The organism is Micromonospora okii (genome assembly GCF_020884795.1).
GTDB classification, from domain to species: Bacteria; Actinomycetota; Actinomycetes; order Mycobacteriales; family Micromonosporaceae; genus Micromonospora; species Micromonospora okii.
This window is the reverse complement of the sequence record NZ_BBZF01000020.1, coordinates 212433-227087: the sequence shown is the minus strand read 5'-3', so window position 1 is coordinate 227087 and position 14655 is coordinate 212433. Positions and strand designations below refer to the sequence as shown.

The window sequence follows — 14655 nt, the reverse complement described above, 5'->3', positions numbered from 1 at the left end:
ACCAGCAGCACGACGACCAGGGGGACCTGATGACCAGCACCACCGATACGACACCGCCTCACCTGCCCCTGCGTCCCTACCAGCGCGAAGCCGTCGAAGCGGTCCGCCAGAACTGGTATCGCGGCGTCCGCCGGCAGCTCATCGTCCTGCCCACCGGCGCCGGGAAGACCGTCGTGTTCTCCCACCTCATCCGCCGCCGCGCCAACTCCGGGCGGGCCCTCGTCATCGCCCACCGCGACGAACTGCTCCGGCAGGCCGCCGACAAGATCCGGCTCGTCGCCCCCGACCTCACCGTCGGCATCGTCCAAGCCGAGCGCGACGAGCACGCCGACGCCCACGTCATCGTCGCGTCCATCCAGACCATCGCCCGCCCGCACCGCATCGCCCCGCTGGTCGGCACCATCTCCACGATCGTCGTGGACGAGGCCCACCACGCCGCCGCCCGCACCTACGTCGAAGCCCTCGAAACCCTCGGCAGCTTCGACGACGACGGGCCGCTCACCGTCGGGGTGACCGCCACCGCCGGCCGCGCCGACGGCGTGGCCCTCGGCACCGTCTGGCAGGACGTCGTCTACCAGCGCGGCATCCTCCAGATGATCGTCGACGGGTACCTCACCGACGTCCGCGCCCTGGAAATCACCACCGACCTGGACTACAACCAGGTGAACACCAGCGGCGGCGACTGGACTGACGGCAGCCTCGGCCAGGCCATGGAAGACGGCCACGCCATCGAGGCCGCCGCCATCGCCTACGAGCGGTACGCCGCCGACCGGCCCGGCGTCGCGTTCACCCCCACCATCGCCACCGCCGAGCACCTCGCCGACCAGCTCCGGCGGCGCGGCATCACCGCCGAGCACCTGTCCGGGCTCACCGCCCGCGACGACCGCGCCGCGATCCTGCGCCGACTCCACACCGGAGAGACCCAGGTCGTCGCCAACGCCCAGGTCCTCACCGAAGGCTTCGACGAGCCCCGGGTGTCCTGCGTCCTCATCGCCCGCCCCACCACCTCCGCCACCCTGTTCACCCAGATGGCCGGGCGCGGGCTGCGGCTGTACCCGGGCAAGGACGACTGCCTGCTGCTCACCCTCGCCGGGCCGCCGGAGTCCGGGCTGGCGACCATCGCCACCCTCGCCGGCAGCCTCCCCGGCGAACAGCAGGTCCGGCCCGGCGACGGCGAAACCCTCGTCGAGGCGGCGGCCCGCGCGCAGGCCGAGCAGGCCCGCGCCACCGGCACCGTCGTCACCGGCCGCGCCGTCGCCCTGTTCGGCCGCTCCGGGCTGTCCTGGGTCACCGTCGACGGCTCCTACGTGCTGGCCTGCGGCGACGCCGCCCTCATCGTCCGCCCCGGCGAGCAGCCCGACCGGTGGCGGGCCATCAACGTCCCCCGCAACGGCAACCCCACCGTGCTCGCCGACCAGCTCACCCTCGAATACGCCCAGGGCGTCGCCGAGGAGTTCGCCCGCGGCACCCGCGCCAAGCTCGCCCGCGCCGACGCGCCGTGGCGGGCCCGGCCGGTGTCCGAGGCGCAGAAGCGCATCCTCAAGCGGCTGCGCCTCGGCCCGGCCAGCACCTGCGGCGAGGCGTCCGACCTGATCGCCGCCCACGACGCCCGTAAGGCCCTCGCCCGCATCGACCAGCACCGGGTGGCGGCGTGACCACCATCGAACCCGGCATCGTCATGTCCGCCGCCGACGCCCTCACCCGGGGGCAGGCCACCTTCACGGCCGCGCAGGTGTCCGTCCTGCTGCACCTGGCCTACGAGACCGGCCGCCGCCACGGCGCCGCCGAAGACCTCGCCGAGCTGCACGGCACCTGGATGGAGATGGCCGCACCCCGGCCCACCCGGGAGCAGCGGGTCGCCGACCGGCTCGGCGACATGGAACACCGCGCGCAGGTGAACGCCGCCCGCCGAGACCAGCCGTACCGGGTGCACCCCGGCGGGCCCGTCGACTTCCACACCGGCGAACCCGTCCAGCGCATCAACCACCTCTACCCCATCGGAGAAGCGGCGTGACCCAGGACATCACCGTCGACCAGGGCGGTCCCGCCGAGGCGCTACTGGACCCGCAGCGCCTCGGCCCCTGGGCCAAGAAGTGCCCGGAGATCCCCGACGGGTTCCTCATCCCGCTCGGCTGGCGGTGCGACCAGTACGGCATCCACAAGGTCGTCGAACGGCGCGACGGGCCCGTGGACGTGCGGATCGCGTACGGGCCGATCCTGCCCGTCGCCACCCACAGCGACCCCGACGGCTCCCAGCTCGTCGAGCTGGTGTGGTTCGACGGGCTCCGCTGGGTCAACCGCCTCGTGCCCCGGTCCACGGCCAAGGCCGGCAAGCGACTCGTCGCCGCCCTCGGCGACGCCGGGTTCCCGGCCACCGACGGCTCCGGCAAGGACATCGAGCAGTGGCTGGCCGCCGCCGAGGCACTGAACCGGCGGGTCATCCCCGACCACCGCATCGCCCGGTGGCTCGGCTGGCAGCCCGACGGCACGTTCCTCTCCAGCGCCGCCGACGCGGCGGTCCGTCTCGAGGTGGCGTTCCCCGAGCAGCAGCCCGCCCTCAACGCCCACCGGCCGGTCGGCAGCCTCGCCGGCTGGCAGGAAGGCGTCGCCGCCGTGGAGTCCCTGCCGGTGGCGAAGATGGCCCTCTACGCCGGGCTCGCCGCGCCGCTGCTCGACGTCCTCGGCGTCGACAGCTTCGTCGTCGACTTCGCCGGCCGGTCCACCCGCGGCAAGACCACCGCCGCGAAGATCGGCCTGTCGTGCTGGGCGGACCCGTCGGAGAAGGGCGACGGCACCTTCTCGTGGCGGACCACCATCTTCGCCATCGAGAAGCGGCTCAACCTGGTGCGGGGCCTGCCGGTGCTGCTCGACGAGACCCGGGTCGTCACGAAGCCGGAGATGGTCGACGAGGTCCTCTACCAGGTCAGCAAGAACCACGGGAAGGCCCGCTCCGGCGGCTACCCGTCGCTGCTGCCCTGGTCGACGGTCGTCATCTCCACCGGCGAGCAGCCCGCGCTCAGCTTCACCACCCACCAGGGCGCGTCGGCGCGGGTCCTCGGCATCACCCGGCCGCCGTTCGGCAAGGGCACCACCGAGAACGGCCAGGCCGCGATCACCGTGGGCCGGGCCGTCGACGAGAACTACGGCCACGCTGGGCCGCTGTTCGTCGCCCACCTGCGGGACATGCTCGCCACCCCCGGCGGCCGGGCCGACCTGGTCGCCCGGCACCGGGACCTGACGGAGAAGCTGCGCGGCCCCAACGACCTGTCCAGCCGGCGGGCCCCGCTGGTCGCTGTCCTCGCCTTGGCCGCCGACCTGTGCCGCCGGTGGAAGATCGCGCCCGGCCTGACCATGCCGACGCTGGAGGTCTGGCTGGACCTGTTCGCCGCCGACGAGGCCACCGACAACCGGCCGGAGATGGCGCTCGACGCGGCCATGGAGTGGGTCGCGGCGAACAGCTTCGCCCTCTGGTACCCGAAGTGCACCCGCCGGGACCCGCCGGGCGGGTGGATCGGCCGGACGGTCAAGGTCGGCGACAAGGCCACGGTGGCGGTGCTGCCGGGCCGGCTCAAGACCGCGCTGGAGCGGGTCGGGATCACCCTGGACACGGTCCTGCCGGCGTGGAAGGAGAACGGCTGGCTGGTCAGGGGCAGCGAGGAGAAGCGGCCCTGGGACCCGAAGAAGCGCCTCGGCTCGGGGCAGCCCCGGATGTTGACGTTCCACCCGGATCAGGCGGGCGGCGACTACGAGAGCGACCCCGACCCGAGCGTCCGCGACGGTCACGTTCCGTATTCGGACGTGGAGCCGTGATGGGCCGGATCGGGGCTACGTACCCCAATGGGGGTCCCAACCTTGGGGTACGTGGTGCGTCCCGCGTAACCGCAGGTGGGAGGCCGATTTTCGGCCAACGTACCCACGTACCCCACCCTCTGGCGAACATATATAGGTTTTTTCAGCGAACGCGATCCGCGCAACGCATTGTAATCGCGTTCGATAGGCGTTCATCGCTGCGGCCTCGCACGCGTCATGAGGTACGCCAAATCGCTGGGGTACGTGGGGTACGTCGCTTCTCTGATCTCTATTTCCCCAGGTCAGACCCCTTAAGTCATGTACCCCACTACGTACCCCAAGACGTACCCCACGTACCCCAACCCACCGCCCCGGGAGCCCCGATGACCAACCCGAACAAGGCCAAGGGCAGCAGCGCCGAACGCGCCGTCGTCGACCTCCTCCGCGCCTCCGGCTGGCCCCACGCCGAACGCCGCCTCGCCGGCTCCACCAAGGACCGCGGCGACATCGCCGGCATCCCCGGCGTCGTCATCGAGGTCAAGAACTGCGCCCGCACCGACCTCGCCGGGTGGCTCGCCGAAGCCGAACGCGAACGCGTCAACGACAACGCCGACCTGGCCGTGGTGTGGCACAAGCGCCGCGGCAAGGCCAACCCCGCCGACTGGTTCGTCACCGTCGACGGCGCCACCCTGCTGCGTCTGCTCGCCGCCGGCGGCTACGGCACCGGCCTCGACGCCGACACCTACCCGCCCGACTACGACCTGGCCGCGTGCCAGCCCGCCGACCCGACCGCCCAGACCGCCTGAGGAGACCGCCGTGACCGACCAGACCGCCCGCAACCTGCTCAACACCGCCCTCACCCTCGCCCCGCAGCCCGACACCCGGGAGACGGCCACCCGGGAGGCGTGGGTGCGGCACTACGCCGCCCTCGCCCTCGCCGCGTACGCCGAGCAGCGGGCCGGATTCCGCAACCTCCCCCGCAACCCGGCCCCCGGCTCCCGCCCCGACCTCGGCCGCCTCGGGCTGATCGCCACGTCCGCGCTCACCGCCGCCGCCGCGCTCGTCGACCCGGACGACGCCCCCGCCCTCATCTGGGACCTCACCCCCGAGGCCGGCGCCCTGAACGGCGAGTGGGAGGACTGGCTTGCCGACACCCTCGTCCGCCACGGCATCAACCCCGCCGCCGTCGACCCCGACCTCGACCCGGCCGACTTCGCCAAGGCGGTGCGCCTCTTCGTCCCCGACGCGCCGTACGTCTGCCCGACCTGCGGAGAGACCGCCTACCTGCACCGCCCCGACTGCTCGGCCGCGCAGGCCGCCGCCCAGCCCGCCTGACCCGGAAGGACTCCGCCCGCCATGAGCATCGATGACCTGATCGCCCGCACCGACGCCGCCTCCGACGCCCGCCGCATCCGCACCGCCGACGAGATCCGCGCCGGCATCGACCCGGCCGCCGCCACCCGGGCCGCCGCCGACGCCATCGCCGCCCGCCTCGACCTCGACCGGTGGACCCGCGACGGCTGGCCCACCATCGCCGAAGACCTCGCCGCCGCCGCCACGCCCGCCGTGCTCCGCGTCGTCGCCGCCCGCGTCGCCGGGATCTTCGCGCCCGCCGGCTGCGGGCACACCGACCAGCAGCACCGCGACCACGCCGGCCAGGCCGCCGACGACCGCTCGCAGGACCGGGCGGTACGGGAGCTGGAGGCCGAGCGGGACCAGGCCCGGCGCGCCGCCGCCGACCACCGCGTCACCGCCGACTACTGGCAGGGCATGGCCGCCATCGTCGCCGCCGAACGCGACCAGCTCCGCCACGCGCTCGGCCTCGCCCGGGACGGCGTGGAGCTGATCGACCGGGCGCTCACCGCGTGCGACACCGGGACGCAGCCCGACGACGACGGCACCGACGAGCGCGACCACTGCGAGCGCCTCGCCGACGCCATGGAGCGGGCCGAGACCGTCAGGGTCGACGCCCGCGACCACATCTGGCGGCCCGCCCCCGACCGCTGCTGGCAGAACCCCACCTACGGCGTCATCACCGAGCAGCAGCTCGACTCCCTCGGAGGCCGGACCGCCCTGCTGCTCGCCACCGACGGCCAGGACGAGCAGGACCAGGACGCGGTGGAGGGCGACGACGCGCCGTCCCCCGGTTCCGCCCAGGCCGGCGCGCAGGACCTCGGCGAGCCCGCCGGCTACGAGATCGTGGCCCGCCGCCTCCACCACGGACCGCGCGGGCTCACCGCGGGCGACGTCGTCGTGTCCGCCGTGGTCGACATGCCCACCGTCGCCGACGCGCTCGCCCACCTGACCCAGCTCGTCGGCGCGCCCGAGCCCATCCGCCCCGCCGACCCGGAGCGGGACGCCACCCTCGCGCAGATCCGGCGGGAGGCCACCCAGCTCCAGGCCGCCATCCGCGACGGCCACGTGGCCGACCGGCTCGGCGAGCCCACCCCGGACCACGACCACACCACCACCTGCCCGGCCAACAACCCGGCCAAGGAGGGCTGACCATGACCGCCCCCACCACGACGAACCACGTCGTCCTCACCCTCGACGGCGCGGGGGCGGCTCCCGGCCTCGACGGCGCGATGCGCTGGACGCCGCCGGCGCAGGCCGCCGAGGTACGCGCCGTTCGGGACGCCGTGCTCGCCGCCACCAAGCCGGCCAGCACGCGGGAGGGCCGAGCGGTGGCCGCCCAGACCGCCGCCGTCGCCGGATATACGGCCCTCACCGACGCCCGCGACTACCTCCGCGCCCTCGGCGACGTCATGAACCGGCACATGCCCAACGAGGACACCGGCCGCTGCCGGGAGGACCGCAAGACATGGCCCTGCCCGACCATGCGCGACATCGCGCCCGCCCTCGGCGTGACCCTCCCCGGAGCGCCCGCGTGACCCGCCCCGACCTGGCCGCCCCCGCCGTGGTGGTGGGGGCGGCCCCCGGCCCGGAGGCCGCCGCTTGGAGGACCCAATGACCCCGCACTACTCCGACGAGCGGACCACCCTCTACCAAGGCGACGCCCTCGCCGCCCTCCGCAACCTTCCCGACGCATCCGTCGACGCCGTCATCACCGACCCGCCCTACTCCTCTGGCGGCCAGTACCGAGGCGACCGCTCCGCCAGCACCGGATCCAAGTACCTCCGCAGCGAAGTGCACACCCAACAGGACTTCACCGGCGACAACCGCGACCAACGATCATTCGGCTACTGGTGCGCCCTCTGGCTCGGCGAATGCCACCGCATCGCCCGCCCCGGCTCCCTGATCGCCGTCGCCACCGACTGGCGGCAACTTCCCACCGTCACCGATGCCATCCAAGCCGGAGGGTGGGTGTGGCGGGGCATCGCCGCCTGGGCCAAGCCCAACGCCCGCCCTCAACAAGGCCGTCCCGCCGCCGCCTGCGAGTTCTACGTCTGGGGTACCGCCGGAGCACGGCCGCTGGAAGGCGAGACCCTGCCGGGCTTCTGGCACGTCTCGCCGCTGCGAGGTGCAGACCGGATGCACCAGACGGAGAAGCCGGTCGCTGTGCTCCGCGACTTGGTCCGTGCTGCCCCCGTGGACGGCGTGGTCCTCGACCCGTTCGCGGGATCGGGTACCACCGGCCTGGCCGCGCTCCGCGAGGGACGGCGGTTCATCGGGATCGAGCTGTCCCACCACTACGCCGAGCTGGCCGCCCGTCGTCTCGCCGGCATCCAACCCCGACAGGTCGACACCCAGACCGACCTCTTCGACGTCGCCCGCATCGCCTGAGGAGCCCCGTGACCACCCCGCACCACCTCGCCGCGACCGCCGCCGCCTGGTCCCTCCAGGCGGCGCTGGCCGCCCTCGAAACCGCCGCCAAGGCCGCCATCGCCGCCGCCGTTGACGGCGACCGCTCCGGCGACATCGCCATCCCCTCCCAGGTGTTCGGCCGCCGGCACGGCCTCGGCGGCCACGGCGACCCCACCGCCGACGCCGCCCTCGGCGCATGGGCCCCCGGGCGGCCCGACCCGCACGCGCAGGCCCTCGGCGACCTGCTGCGCGCCCTGGACCCCATCGCCGGCCTCCTGCCCGGAGCGCCCGGCATGGACCCGGTCACCCGAATCCGCCGCGCCATCCCCGCCATGAGCCCGCTCGCCGCCGAGCGCACCGCCCAGGCCCTCCGCCGGCTCGACGAGGTCGCCCGCCGCACCCTCCGCATCGGACCCGCCCGCACCCCGCTCGTCGGCGTGCCCTGCCCCGCCCCCGGCTGCGGGCAGCGCCGCCTCGAGGTCACCACGTGCGGCCCCGAGCCGGACCGGGCCGTGATGTGCGCCGCGTGCGCCGGCATCTGGCCCCGCGCCCTGGTGCTCGGTGCGGTCGCGGGGGTGGCCTGATGCTGCGCCTCGCCCTCGGCTGGACCCCCATCCGCCGCATCGCCGTCCTGTCGAACCTGTGGGGCGGCGGCGGCCGGTTCCGCGCCCTCGCCGCCGGACGGGGATGGGCCATCGTGCTCATCCGCCACGACCCCCGGATGCCCGCCGTACCCGTCGCCGAGCGGATCAGCCTCGCCGAGGCGATCAGCGACGCCGACGGACCCGATCCCGGTGCGGTCGCGGGGGCCGCACCGACCCGCCATCCCGGGCCGGAACCAGATAACAGGCAGAAACGGGTGCCGCTCGACCAGTGAGGGACAATCGAACCGTGGAAGACCTGCTCACCTGGCTCCGGCAGCAGCTCGACGACGACGAGCAGGCAGCCAGAGCCGTCGAGGGGCCCTACAAGCCGTACTACTTCGACTTCATCGACGACGACGCCCGGCCGTTCGTGGACCTGGCGCTCGACCCGGCCCGCGCGCTGGCCGAGGTGGACGCGAAGCGGCGCATCCTCGACGAACATGCCAGAGGCCAATCCGGCTTCATCTGGGTCACGTCCGCAGAGGTCACGGACCGCGCCGACGTTGTGGAGGAGCGGACCAACGCCGAAGGCGTGAAGGTTGCCCGCGTCCCCTTGTGGATCTGCACGCGATGCTCCGACTGGTACCCGGACGCGCAGCGCGATGAGGACTCGCACGTGAGCCACGGGTTCCCTTGCCTCACGGTGCGCCTGATCGCCCTGCCGTACGCCGACCGGCCCGGATACCGCGAGGAGTGGCGGGCGTGATCCGGGTCGACGGCCGGGAGTGGGGCACGCCCGAGCAGCTCGCCGCCCGGCTCGGCCCCGACGTCACGCCCGGCATGGTCCGCCGCTGGCGCGACCGCAAGGGCCTCACCACCGTGGCCGGCCACAGCCCCCTCGACGAGGCCGCCGCCATCGAGCTGGCCACCCGCACCTCGACGCGCGGACGGCCCCGCCGACTTGACCTTGCCGCCGCGTAGACGCATGATTTGTTCACGGACCTCGTAGGCGAGGTCTGCCCGCAGCCCGGTAGAGCGCCCAGCGCCGCCGGGCTGTCGCGTATCCAGACCACGCTCGGGGGCGGTGGAGAGCGGGCCGGTCGCTGTGGTGGCCGGCCGGCCCGCACCCACCCGCCGGAGGTGACGATGGCCAAGCCGTGTCTCGACTGCGGCAGGCCGTGCAACGCCACCAGGTGCGAGCCGTGCCGGCTGGCCCGGAACAGGGCGCGGGCGCGGCCCACCGCCCGGCAGCGCGGCTACACCACAGAGCACGAACGCAACCGCGCCATCGTGCTCGGCAAGTCGACGGTGTGCTGGCTGTGCGGGCACGACGGGGCGGACCAGGCCGACGACGTGATCCCGAAGTCGAAGGGCGGGACCAGTGCGGTGTCCAACCTGCGGCCGGCACACGGCACCGAGCCGTGTGGGACGTGCGGTGTACGCTGCAACCAGGTTCGAGGGAACGCCGACGCGACCTCACCGCCGCCCCCAATGTCACGCTGAGTTATGCCGCTCTGCATAGGTATGCAGCCGGGCGGCGCATATGCATGCTCAAAAAATCCAGGATGTCCGATTATGCCGGACCCCCGGGGCAGCCAGCTAGAAATCTGTACGGGTCTGGGGACCGACAGCATGCATATGCATGCGCCCAAACCCGACCGAATGTGACGGAAAGTAGCACGCGGGAGGTGGTTGGCTGTGGCAGGAATGGGCCCCCCACCGAAGGACCCGGGCACCCGGGTACGCCGTAACGCCACGGTGGCGATGACGAGCCTGCCGTCTGAGGGCCGCTCCGGTGCGCCGCCACGGTGGCCGTTGACGCCCGACGTGGTGCTCACGACCCGCAAGAAGCTGGCGGCGGCGAAGGTCGCCGGGTTGGAGTTCGACCTGGCCGACGCGGAGGGCACGGCGAAGGCCGGCGGCCTGGAGCGCAAGCTCGACGCGGCCCGAGAGAAGCTGGCGATCCTGGACGCGCAGCTACGGCAGCAGCGCAAGCTGGAGTCGTCGCTGTGGAAGGACCTGTGGGCGCTGCCGCAGGCGGTGGAGTGGGAGCGACTCGGCTGGACCCGCGACGTCGCCCAGTACGTGCGGCACAAGGTCCTGGCCGAGCTGGGTGACCTGGACGCGGCGAAGGAAGCCCGGCAGTGGTCGGACCGGCTGGGCCTGTCGCCGATGGCGATGCTGCGGCTGCGGTGGCGGGTCGCCGCCGATGAGGTGGCCGAGAAGCGGCAGGAGCGGGCGGCCGGTACGGCGCGCGGGCGGATCAAGGCGGTCGGCTGATGCCCTGGCGTGGACCCAGCGAGCCGGGTGAGTTCCCCACGCTCGGGTACGACGTCGGGGAGTGGATCGAGGAGCACTGCGTCGTCCCGGACGGCTACCGGATGGGTGCGCCGTACCGGCTGACCGACGAGATGTGGACGTTCCTGGTCCACTTCTACCGGCTGTACCCGCACGCGGGCCCCTGGCCGGCCCCGGACGCCCTCCGCTACGTCGGCGGGCAGTTGCGCCGGTCGCAGAAGTGGGGCAAGGACCCGTTCGGTGCGGCCATCATCCTGGCCGAGGCGCTGGGGCCGACCCGCTTCGACGGGTGGAACGCCGCCGGCGACCCGGTCGGGTCGCCGTACCCGTCGCCGCTGATCGTGTGCCTGGGCACGGCCGAGGACCAGACCGACAACACGTGGCGGCCTCTGCTGTCGATGCTGCGGGGCGGCCCGCTGGTGGACCTGCCGGGCATGGACGCCGGGCAGACCCGGGTGGAGTTGCCCTCCGGTGGGCGCATCGAGCCGGTGACCACGTCGGCGCGGGCGCGTCTTGGTGCGCCGATGACGTTCGTGACGTTGACGGAGTCGCACCTGTTCACCCTGCAGGGCGGGTTCCGCAAGGTCGCCGGGGCGGTGAAGCGCAACGTGGCCGGCATGGACGGCCGGTGGCTGGAGCTGACGAACGCCTGGGACCCGACGGAGGGCTCGGAGGCGCAGGTCACCGCCGAGGCCGGCGACGAGCGGGTGTACGTCGACACGGTCGAGCCGCAGCGGGTGGAGTCGCTGACCGACGACGAGGCGCTGTACGCGGAGCTGCTGCGGCAGTACGGCGATTCGGCGCGGGAGCGCGGCGGCTGGGTGAACATCCGTGGCCGGATCTTCCACGAGGTCCGCTCGGCCCGGCACATGGAGTCGGACCGGCGCCGGTTCTTCCTCAACGAGATCGTCGTCGGGCAGGCGGCCCTGGTCGATCCGACGCACTGGGATCTGCAGGCCCGCGAGGACCAGCTACGCCCCGGGGACCGGATCACGCTGGGGTTCGACGGCTCCCGCAACCGGGACGCCACCGCGCTGATCGCGTGCCGGCTGGGCGACGGGCGGCTGTTCACCCTCGGCGTGTGGGAGTCGCCGCAGAACGCCGACCGGGACTGGCGGGTCGACCGGGTCGCCGTGGACCGGCGGGTGCGGGACGCGTTCGGCGCGTACCAGGTGGTGCTGATGTACGCCGACCCGTACCGGTGGCAGGACTACCTGGATCTGTGGTCGGCGGCGTTCCCCGACCGGGTGTTGGAGTTCCCGACGAACGTCGAGCAGCGGATGGACAAGGCCATCGAGCGGTTCCAGACCGCCGCCGCGGACATCACCCACGACGGGTCGGAAACCCTGGCCCAGCACATGAAGAACGCCGTGATCGTCAAGGGCAGCCGCAAGAAGCTGCGCCCGGGCGAGGAAACGGAGCTGGCCCAGCACTACCTGAAGCTGGCCAAGCGCGGCGACGGCCTGTGGATCGACGCGGCGGTCGCTGCGGTGCTGGCCTACCACGCCCGGGGGCGGGCGATCGAAGACGGCGGGCTGGCCCCGGACGCGCCGCCGCCGGCCGAGCCGGTGTCGATCCCCGTGACGGCGGGCTGGTCGGAGACGAGCGACCTGGCGGTGGCCGGGTTCTGAGCGGGAGGTGACCGGTGACGAGCCCTGTCCCCGCGCCGGTGACCGAGATCGGCTACGCGGCCCGGTCGTCGGTCCTCGGCTGGATGGAGTGGATCGACGACGAGCCGACGCCGGAGCTGCGGTGGCCCCGCTCGGTCGAGGTGTACGACGCGATGCGCTCGCAGGACGCGCAGGTCGGGTCGGTGCTGCGGGCGGTGACGTACCCGCTGCGCCGCACGCCGTGGCGGATCAACCCGGCGGGCGCCCGCGACGAGGTCGTCGAGTTCGTCGCCGACAACGTGGGCCTGCCGATCCTGGGTGCGGAGCCGCGTCCGCTGCCCCGCACCCGGGACCGGTTCTCCTGGGCGGAGCACCTGCGCCTGGCGCTGCTGATGCTGCCGTTCGGGTTCATGTTCTTCGAGCAGGTGTACCGCATCGACGACGCCGGCCGGGCCCGGCTGCGGAAGCTGGGCGAGCGGATGCCCCGCACGATCGAGCGGATCGACGTCGCCGACGACGGCGGCCTGACCTCGATCACGCAGACGTCGTCGAAGGTCGGCCGGATGCAGCGGCCGATCCCGGTGGACCGGCTGGTGGCGTACGTGCTGGAGCGCGAGGGCGGCAACTGGATGGGCCGATCGGTGCTACGCGGCTGCTACAAGAACTGGCTGCTGAAAGACCGGCTGCTGCGGGTCGACGCGCAGACCATCGAACGCAACGGCATGGGAGTGCCCGTGTACGAGGGTGCGCCCGGGGAGGCAGACCTGACCAAGGGCGCGTCGATGGCCCGCCAGTGGCGCTCCGGGGAGTCGGCCGGGGCGGCGACCCCACACGGGGCCAAGATGCGGCTCGTCGGCGTGGAGGGCGACCTGCCGCAGGCGCTGCCGTCAATCCGCTACCACGACGAGCAGATCGGCCGCTCCGTCCTGGCCCACTTCCTCAACCTCGGCACCCAGACGGGTAGCTGGGCGCTGGGCAGCACGTTCGCGGACTTCTTCACGATGTCGCTGCAGACCCTCGCCGAACAGATCGCCGACGTGGCCAGCCAGCACATCGTCGAGGACCTGGTCGACGTCAACTGGGGCACGGAGGAGCCGGCTCCCCGGATCGTGTGCGACGAGATCGGCTCCAAGCAGGCGGCGACCGCCCAGGCGCTGAAACTGCTCGCCGACGCCGGGATCTTGCTGCCGGACCGGTCCCTCGAGGAAGCCGCCCGGCAGCAGTTCGGGTTGCCGCCGAAGGACTACCCGCCGCCGGCACGGCCGGCCGACGATGGGAGTAGCTGATGAAGCTGCGCGACCTGCGCCGCCCGGAGCCGTCGCAGGCGACGAACCGGCGGGCGTTGGCGCTCGGCCCCGCAGATCCGGACCGGTCCTGGTACCGGGTCGGTCCGGTGCTCGCCGCTGCGGCACCCGCCGACGGCCCGCCGGGCACGCCGGCCGAGACGACCAGCGCCGACGTGTACGTCTACGACACCATCGGCGGTTGGCTTGGTGTGACCGCCGACGACTTCGTCCGCGACGTCGCCGCCTTGGACGTCGACGAGATCCGGTTGCACCTCAACAGCCCCGGCGGGGACGTCTTCGAGGGCGTGGCCATGGCGAACGTGCTGCGCCAGCACCGGGCCCGGGTGACCGTGATGGTCGACGGCTTGGCGGCGAGCGCCGGCACGGTAGTGGCGATGGCCGGCGACGAGATCGTGATGGGCGTCGGCTCGCAGATGATGATCCACGACGCGTGGGGGGTCTGCGTCGGCAACGCCGCCGACATGGAGCAGATGGCGCGGATGCTGGCCAGCACCTCCGACTCGATCGCCTCGACGTACGCGGCCCGCGCCGGCGGCACGACGGAGGACTGGCGGACACTGATGCGCGAGGAGACCTGGTACACCGCCGACGAGGCGGTCGCCGCCGGTCTAGCGGATCGGGTCGCCACCGAGGCCGACAACGGCTCGGCCACCGGCGAGCAGGTCACCCCGGGTGGCTCCGGCAGCTTCTGGGACCTGTGGGACTCCTACAAGACGCAGGACCGGTTCGACCTGTCGGTCTTCGCCCACGCCGGACGGCAGAACGCCCCGGCACCTCGACTCCCGGCCGCGACCGCGCCCGGGTCCATCACCAACCAGGAACGGAGGCCTGCCGTGGCGTTCAGCGACGAGCAGCTCACCACCCTGCGGCAGCGGCTCCACGTCGCCGACGACGCCGACGAGGCCACCATCCTGGCGGCCCTCGACACGGCGCTCGCCGAGCGGCCCGCGCCGCCGCAGACCGCACCGGGCACCGTGGTGCTCGACGAGGCCCAGCACGCCCAGCTCCTCGCGGACGCCCGCGACGGCCGGGAGGCCCGCGCCCAGCAGCTCCGCGAGCAGCGCGAGGCCACCGTCCAGGCGGCGGTCCGCGACGGCCGCATCCCGCCGGCCCGCGCCGAGCACTGGCTGGCGCAGCTCGAAGCCGACCCGGGCGCCAGCGAGACCCTGGCCGCGCTGAAGCCGGGCCTGGTGCCGGTCAACGAGATCGGCTACGCCGCCGACAAGCCGACCGACCCGGCCGACAACGACGACTACTGGTTCCCGGGCGCAGCGGGCGCCCCGGCCCGCAAGGGGGACTGAT

Annotated in this window: 16 protein-coding genes; all 16 read left to right on the top strand. The window is 73.4% G+C overall.

Translation table 11 applies throughout. The annotated features are described in order from the left end of the window. Window positions 1–29: 29 nt before the first annotated feature. The 16 genes from LPU43_RS19690 (at window position 30) to LPU43_RS19615 (ending at window position 14654) form a co-directional block, all read left to right on the top strand. Complete coding sequence (locus LPU43_RS19690) at window positions 30–1655, top strand: DEAD/DEAH box helicase (RefSeq protein ID WP_229401940.1); 1626 nt, start codon at window positions 30–32, stop codon at window positions 1653–1655. Then, window positions 1652–2014, top strand: coding sequence for a hypothetical protein (locus LPU43_RS19685; RefSeq protein ID WP_229401939.1), 363 nt, complete (start codon window positions 1652–1654; stop codon window positions 2012–2014). Before LPU43_RS19690 ends, LPU43_RS19685 begins: the two co-directional genes overlap by 4 nt. After that, complete coding sequence (locus LPU43_RS19680) at window positions 2011–3810, top strand: DUF927 domain-containing protein (protein WP_229401938.1); 1800 nt, start codon at window positions 2011–2013, stop codon at window positions 3808–3810. Before LPU43_RS19685 ends, LPU43_RS19680 begins: the two co-directional genes overlap by 4 nt. 362 nt (window positions 3811–4172) lie before the next feature. Further along, window positions 4173–4595 (top strand): PDDEXK family nuclease, encoded by a 423-nt coding sequence (locus tag LPU43_RS19675; RefSeq protein ID WP_229401937.1) that lies wholly within the window; start codon window positions 4173–4175, stop codon window positions 4593–4595. 10 nt (window positions 4596–4605) lie between these two features. After that, window positions 4606–5124: a hypothetical protein gene (locus LPU43_RS19670; protein WP_229401936.1), complete on the top strand. Its 519-nt coding sequence runs from the start codon at window positions 4606–4608 to the stop codon at window positions 5122–5124. Between the two features lie 21 nt (window positions 5125–5145). Then, on the top strand, window positions 5146–6294 hold the full coding sequence (locus LPU43_RS19665) for a hypothetical protein (protein ID WP_229401935.1): 1149 nt from the start codon (window positions 5146–5148) through the stop codon (window positions 6292–6294). Window positions 6295–6296: 2 nt separating this feature from the next. Then, entirely contained in the window at window positions 6297–6680 is a 384-nt protein-coding gene (locus tag LPU43_RS19660; protein ID WP_229401934.1) for a hypothetical protein, read from the top strand. Between the two features lie 76 nt (window positions 6681–6756). Next, window positions 6757–7533, top strand: coding sequence for a DNA-methyltransferase (locus tag LPU43_RS19655; protein ID WP_229401933.1), 777 nt, complete (start codon window positions 6757–6759; stop codon window positions 7531–7533). A gap of 8 nt (window positions 7534–7541) precedes the next feature. After that, on the top strand, window positions 7542–8138 hold the full coding sequence (locus tag LPU43_RS19650; RefSeq protein WP_229401932.1) for a hypothetical protein: 597 nt from the start codon (window positions 7542–7544) through the stop codon (window positions 8136–8138). Then, entirely contained in the window at window positions 8138–8431 is a 294-nt protein-coding gene (locus LPU43_RS19645; RefSeq protein WP_229401931.1) for a hypothetical protein, read from the top strand. Before LPU43_RS19650 ends, LPU43_RS19645 begins: the two co-directional genes overlap by 1 nt. 14 nt (window positions 8432–8445) lie before the next feature. Continuing rightward, window positions 8446–8904, top strand: a complete 459-nt coding sequence (locus tag LPU43_RS19640) for a DUF6221 family protein (protein WP_229401930.1) — start codon at window positions 8446–8448, stop codon at window positions 8902–8904. Then, a complete protein-coding gene (locus LPU43_RS19635; protein WP_229401929.1) occupies window positions 8901–9119 on the top strand; it encodes a hypothetical protein in 219 nt (72 codons plus the stop codon). Before LPU43_RS19640 ends, LPU43_RS19635 begins: the two co-directional genes overlap by 4 nt. Window positions 9120–9836: 717 nt before the next feature. Beyond that, a complete protein-coding gene (locus LPU43_RS19630; RefSeq protein WP_229401928.1) occupies window positions 9837–10418 on the top strand; it encodes a hypothetical protein in 582 nt (193 codons plus the stop codon). Next, complete coding sequence (locus LPU43_RS19625) at window positions 10418–12067, top strand: terminase large subunit domain-containing protein (RefSeq protein ID WP_229401927.1); 1650 nt, start codon at window positions 10418–10420, stop codon at window positions 12065–12067. Before LPU43_RS19630 ends, LPU43_RS19625 begins: the two co-directional genes overlap by 1 nt. Before the next feature lie 14 nt (window positions 12068–12081). After that, a complete protein-coding gene (locus tag LPU43_RS19620) occupies window positions 12082–13332 on the top strand; it encodes a phage portal protein family protein (protein WP_229401926.1) in 1251 nt (416 codons plus the stop codon). Next, entirely contained in the window at window positions 13332–14654 is a 1323-nt protein-coding gene (locus LPU43_RS19615; RefSeq protein WP_229401925.1) for a head maturation protease, ClpP-related, read from the top strand. The genes LPU43_RS19620 and LPU43_RS19615 overlap by 1 nt, the downstream gene beginning before the upstream one ends. The last annotated feature ends 1 nt before the right edge of the window (window position 14655 follow it).

What these genes read in the sequence shown, in the direction of transcription:
- LPU43_RS19690 (WP_229401940.1), top strand. Translation starts at nt 30, where the DNA reads ATGACCAGCACCACCGATACGACACCGCCTCACCTGCCCCTGCGTCCC.
- LPU43_RS19675 (WP_229401937.1), top strand. Translation starts at nt 4,173, where the DNA reads ATGACCAACCCGAACAAGGCCAAGGGCAGCAGCGCCGAACGCGCCGTC.
- LPU43_RS19665 (WP_229401935.1), top strand. Translation starts at nt 5,146, where the DNA reads ATGAGCATCGATGACCTGATCGCCCGCACCGACGCCGCCTCCGACGCC.
- LPU43_RS19660 (WP_229401934.1), top strand. Translation starts at nt 6,297, where the DNA reads ATGACCGCCCCCACCACGACGAACCACGTCGTCCTCACCCTCGACGGC.
- LPU43_RS19655 (WP_229401933.1), top strand. Translation starts at nt 6,757, where the DNA reads ATGACCCCGCACTACTCCGACGAGCGGACCACCCTCTACCAAGGCGAC.
- LPU43_RS19645 (WP_229401931.1), top strand. Translation starts at nt 8,138, where the DNA reads ATGCTGCGCCTCGCCCTCGGCTGGACCCCCATCCGCCGCATCGCCGTC.
- LPU43_RS19625 (WP_229401927.1), top strand. Translation starts at nt 10,418, where the DNA reads ATGCCCTGGCGTGGACCCAGCGAGCCGGGTGAGTTCCCCACGCTCGGG.
- LPU43_RS19615 (WP_229401925.1), top strand. Translation starts at nt 13,332, where the DNA reads ATGAAGCTGCGCGACCTGCGCCGCCCGGAGCCGTCGCAGGCGACGAAC.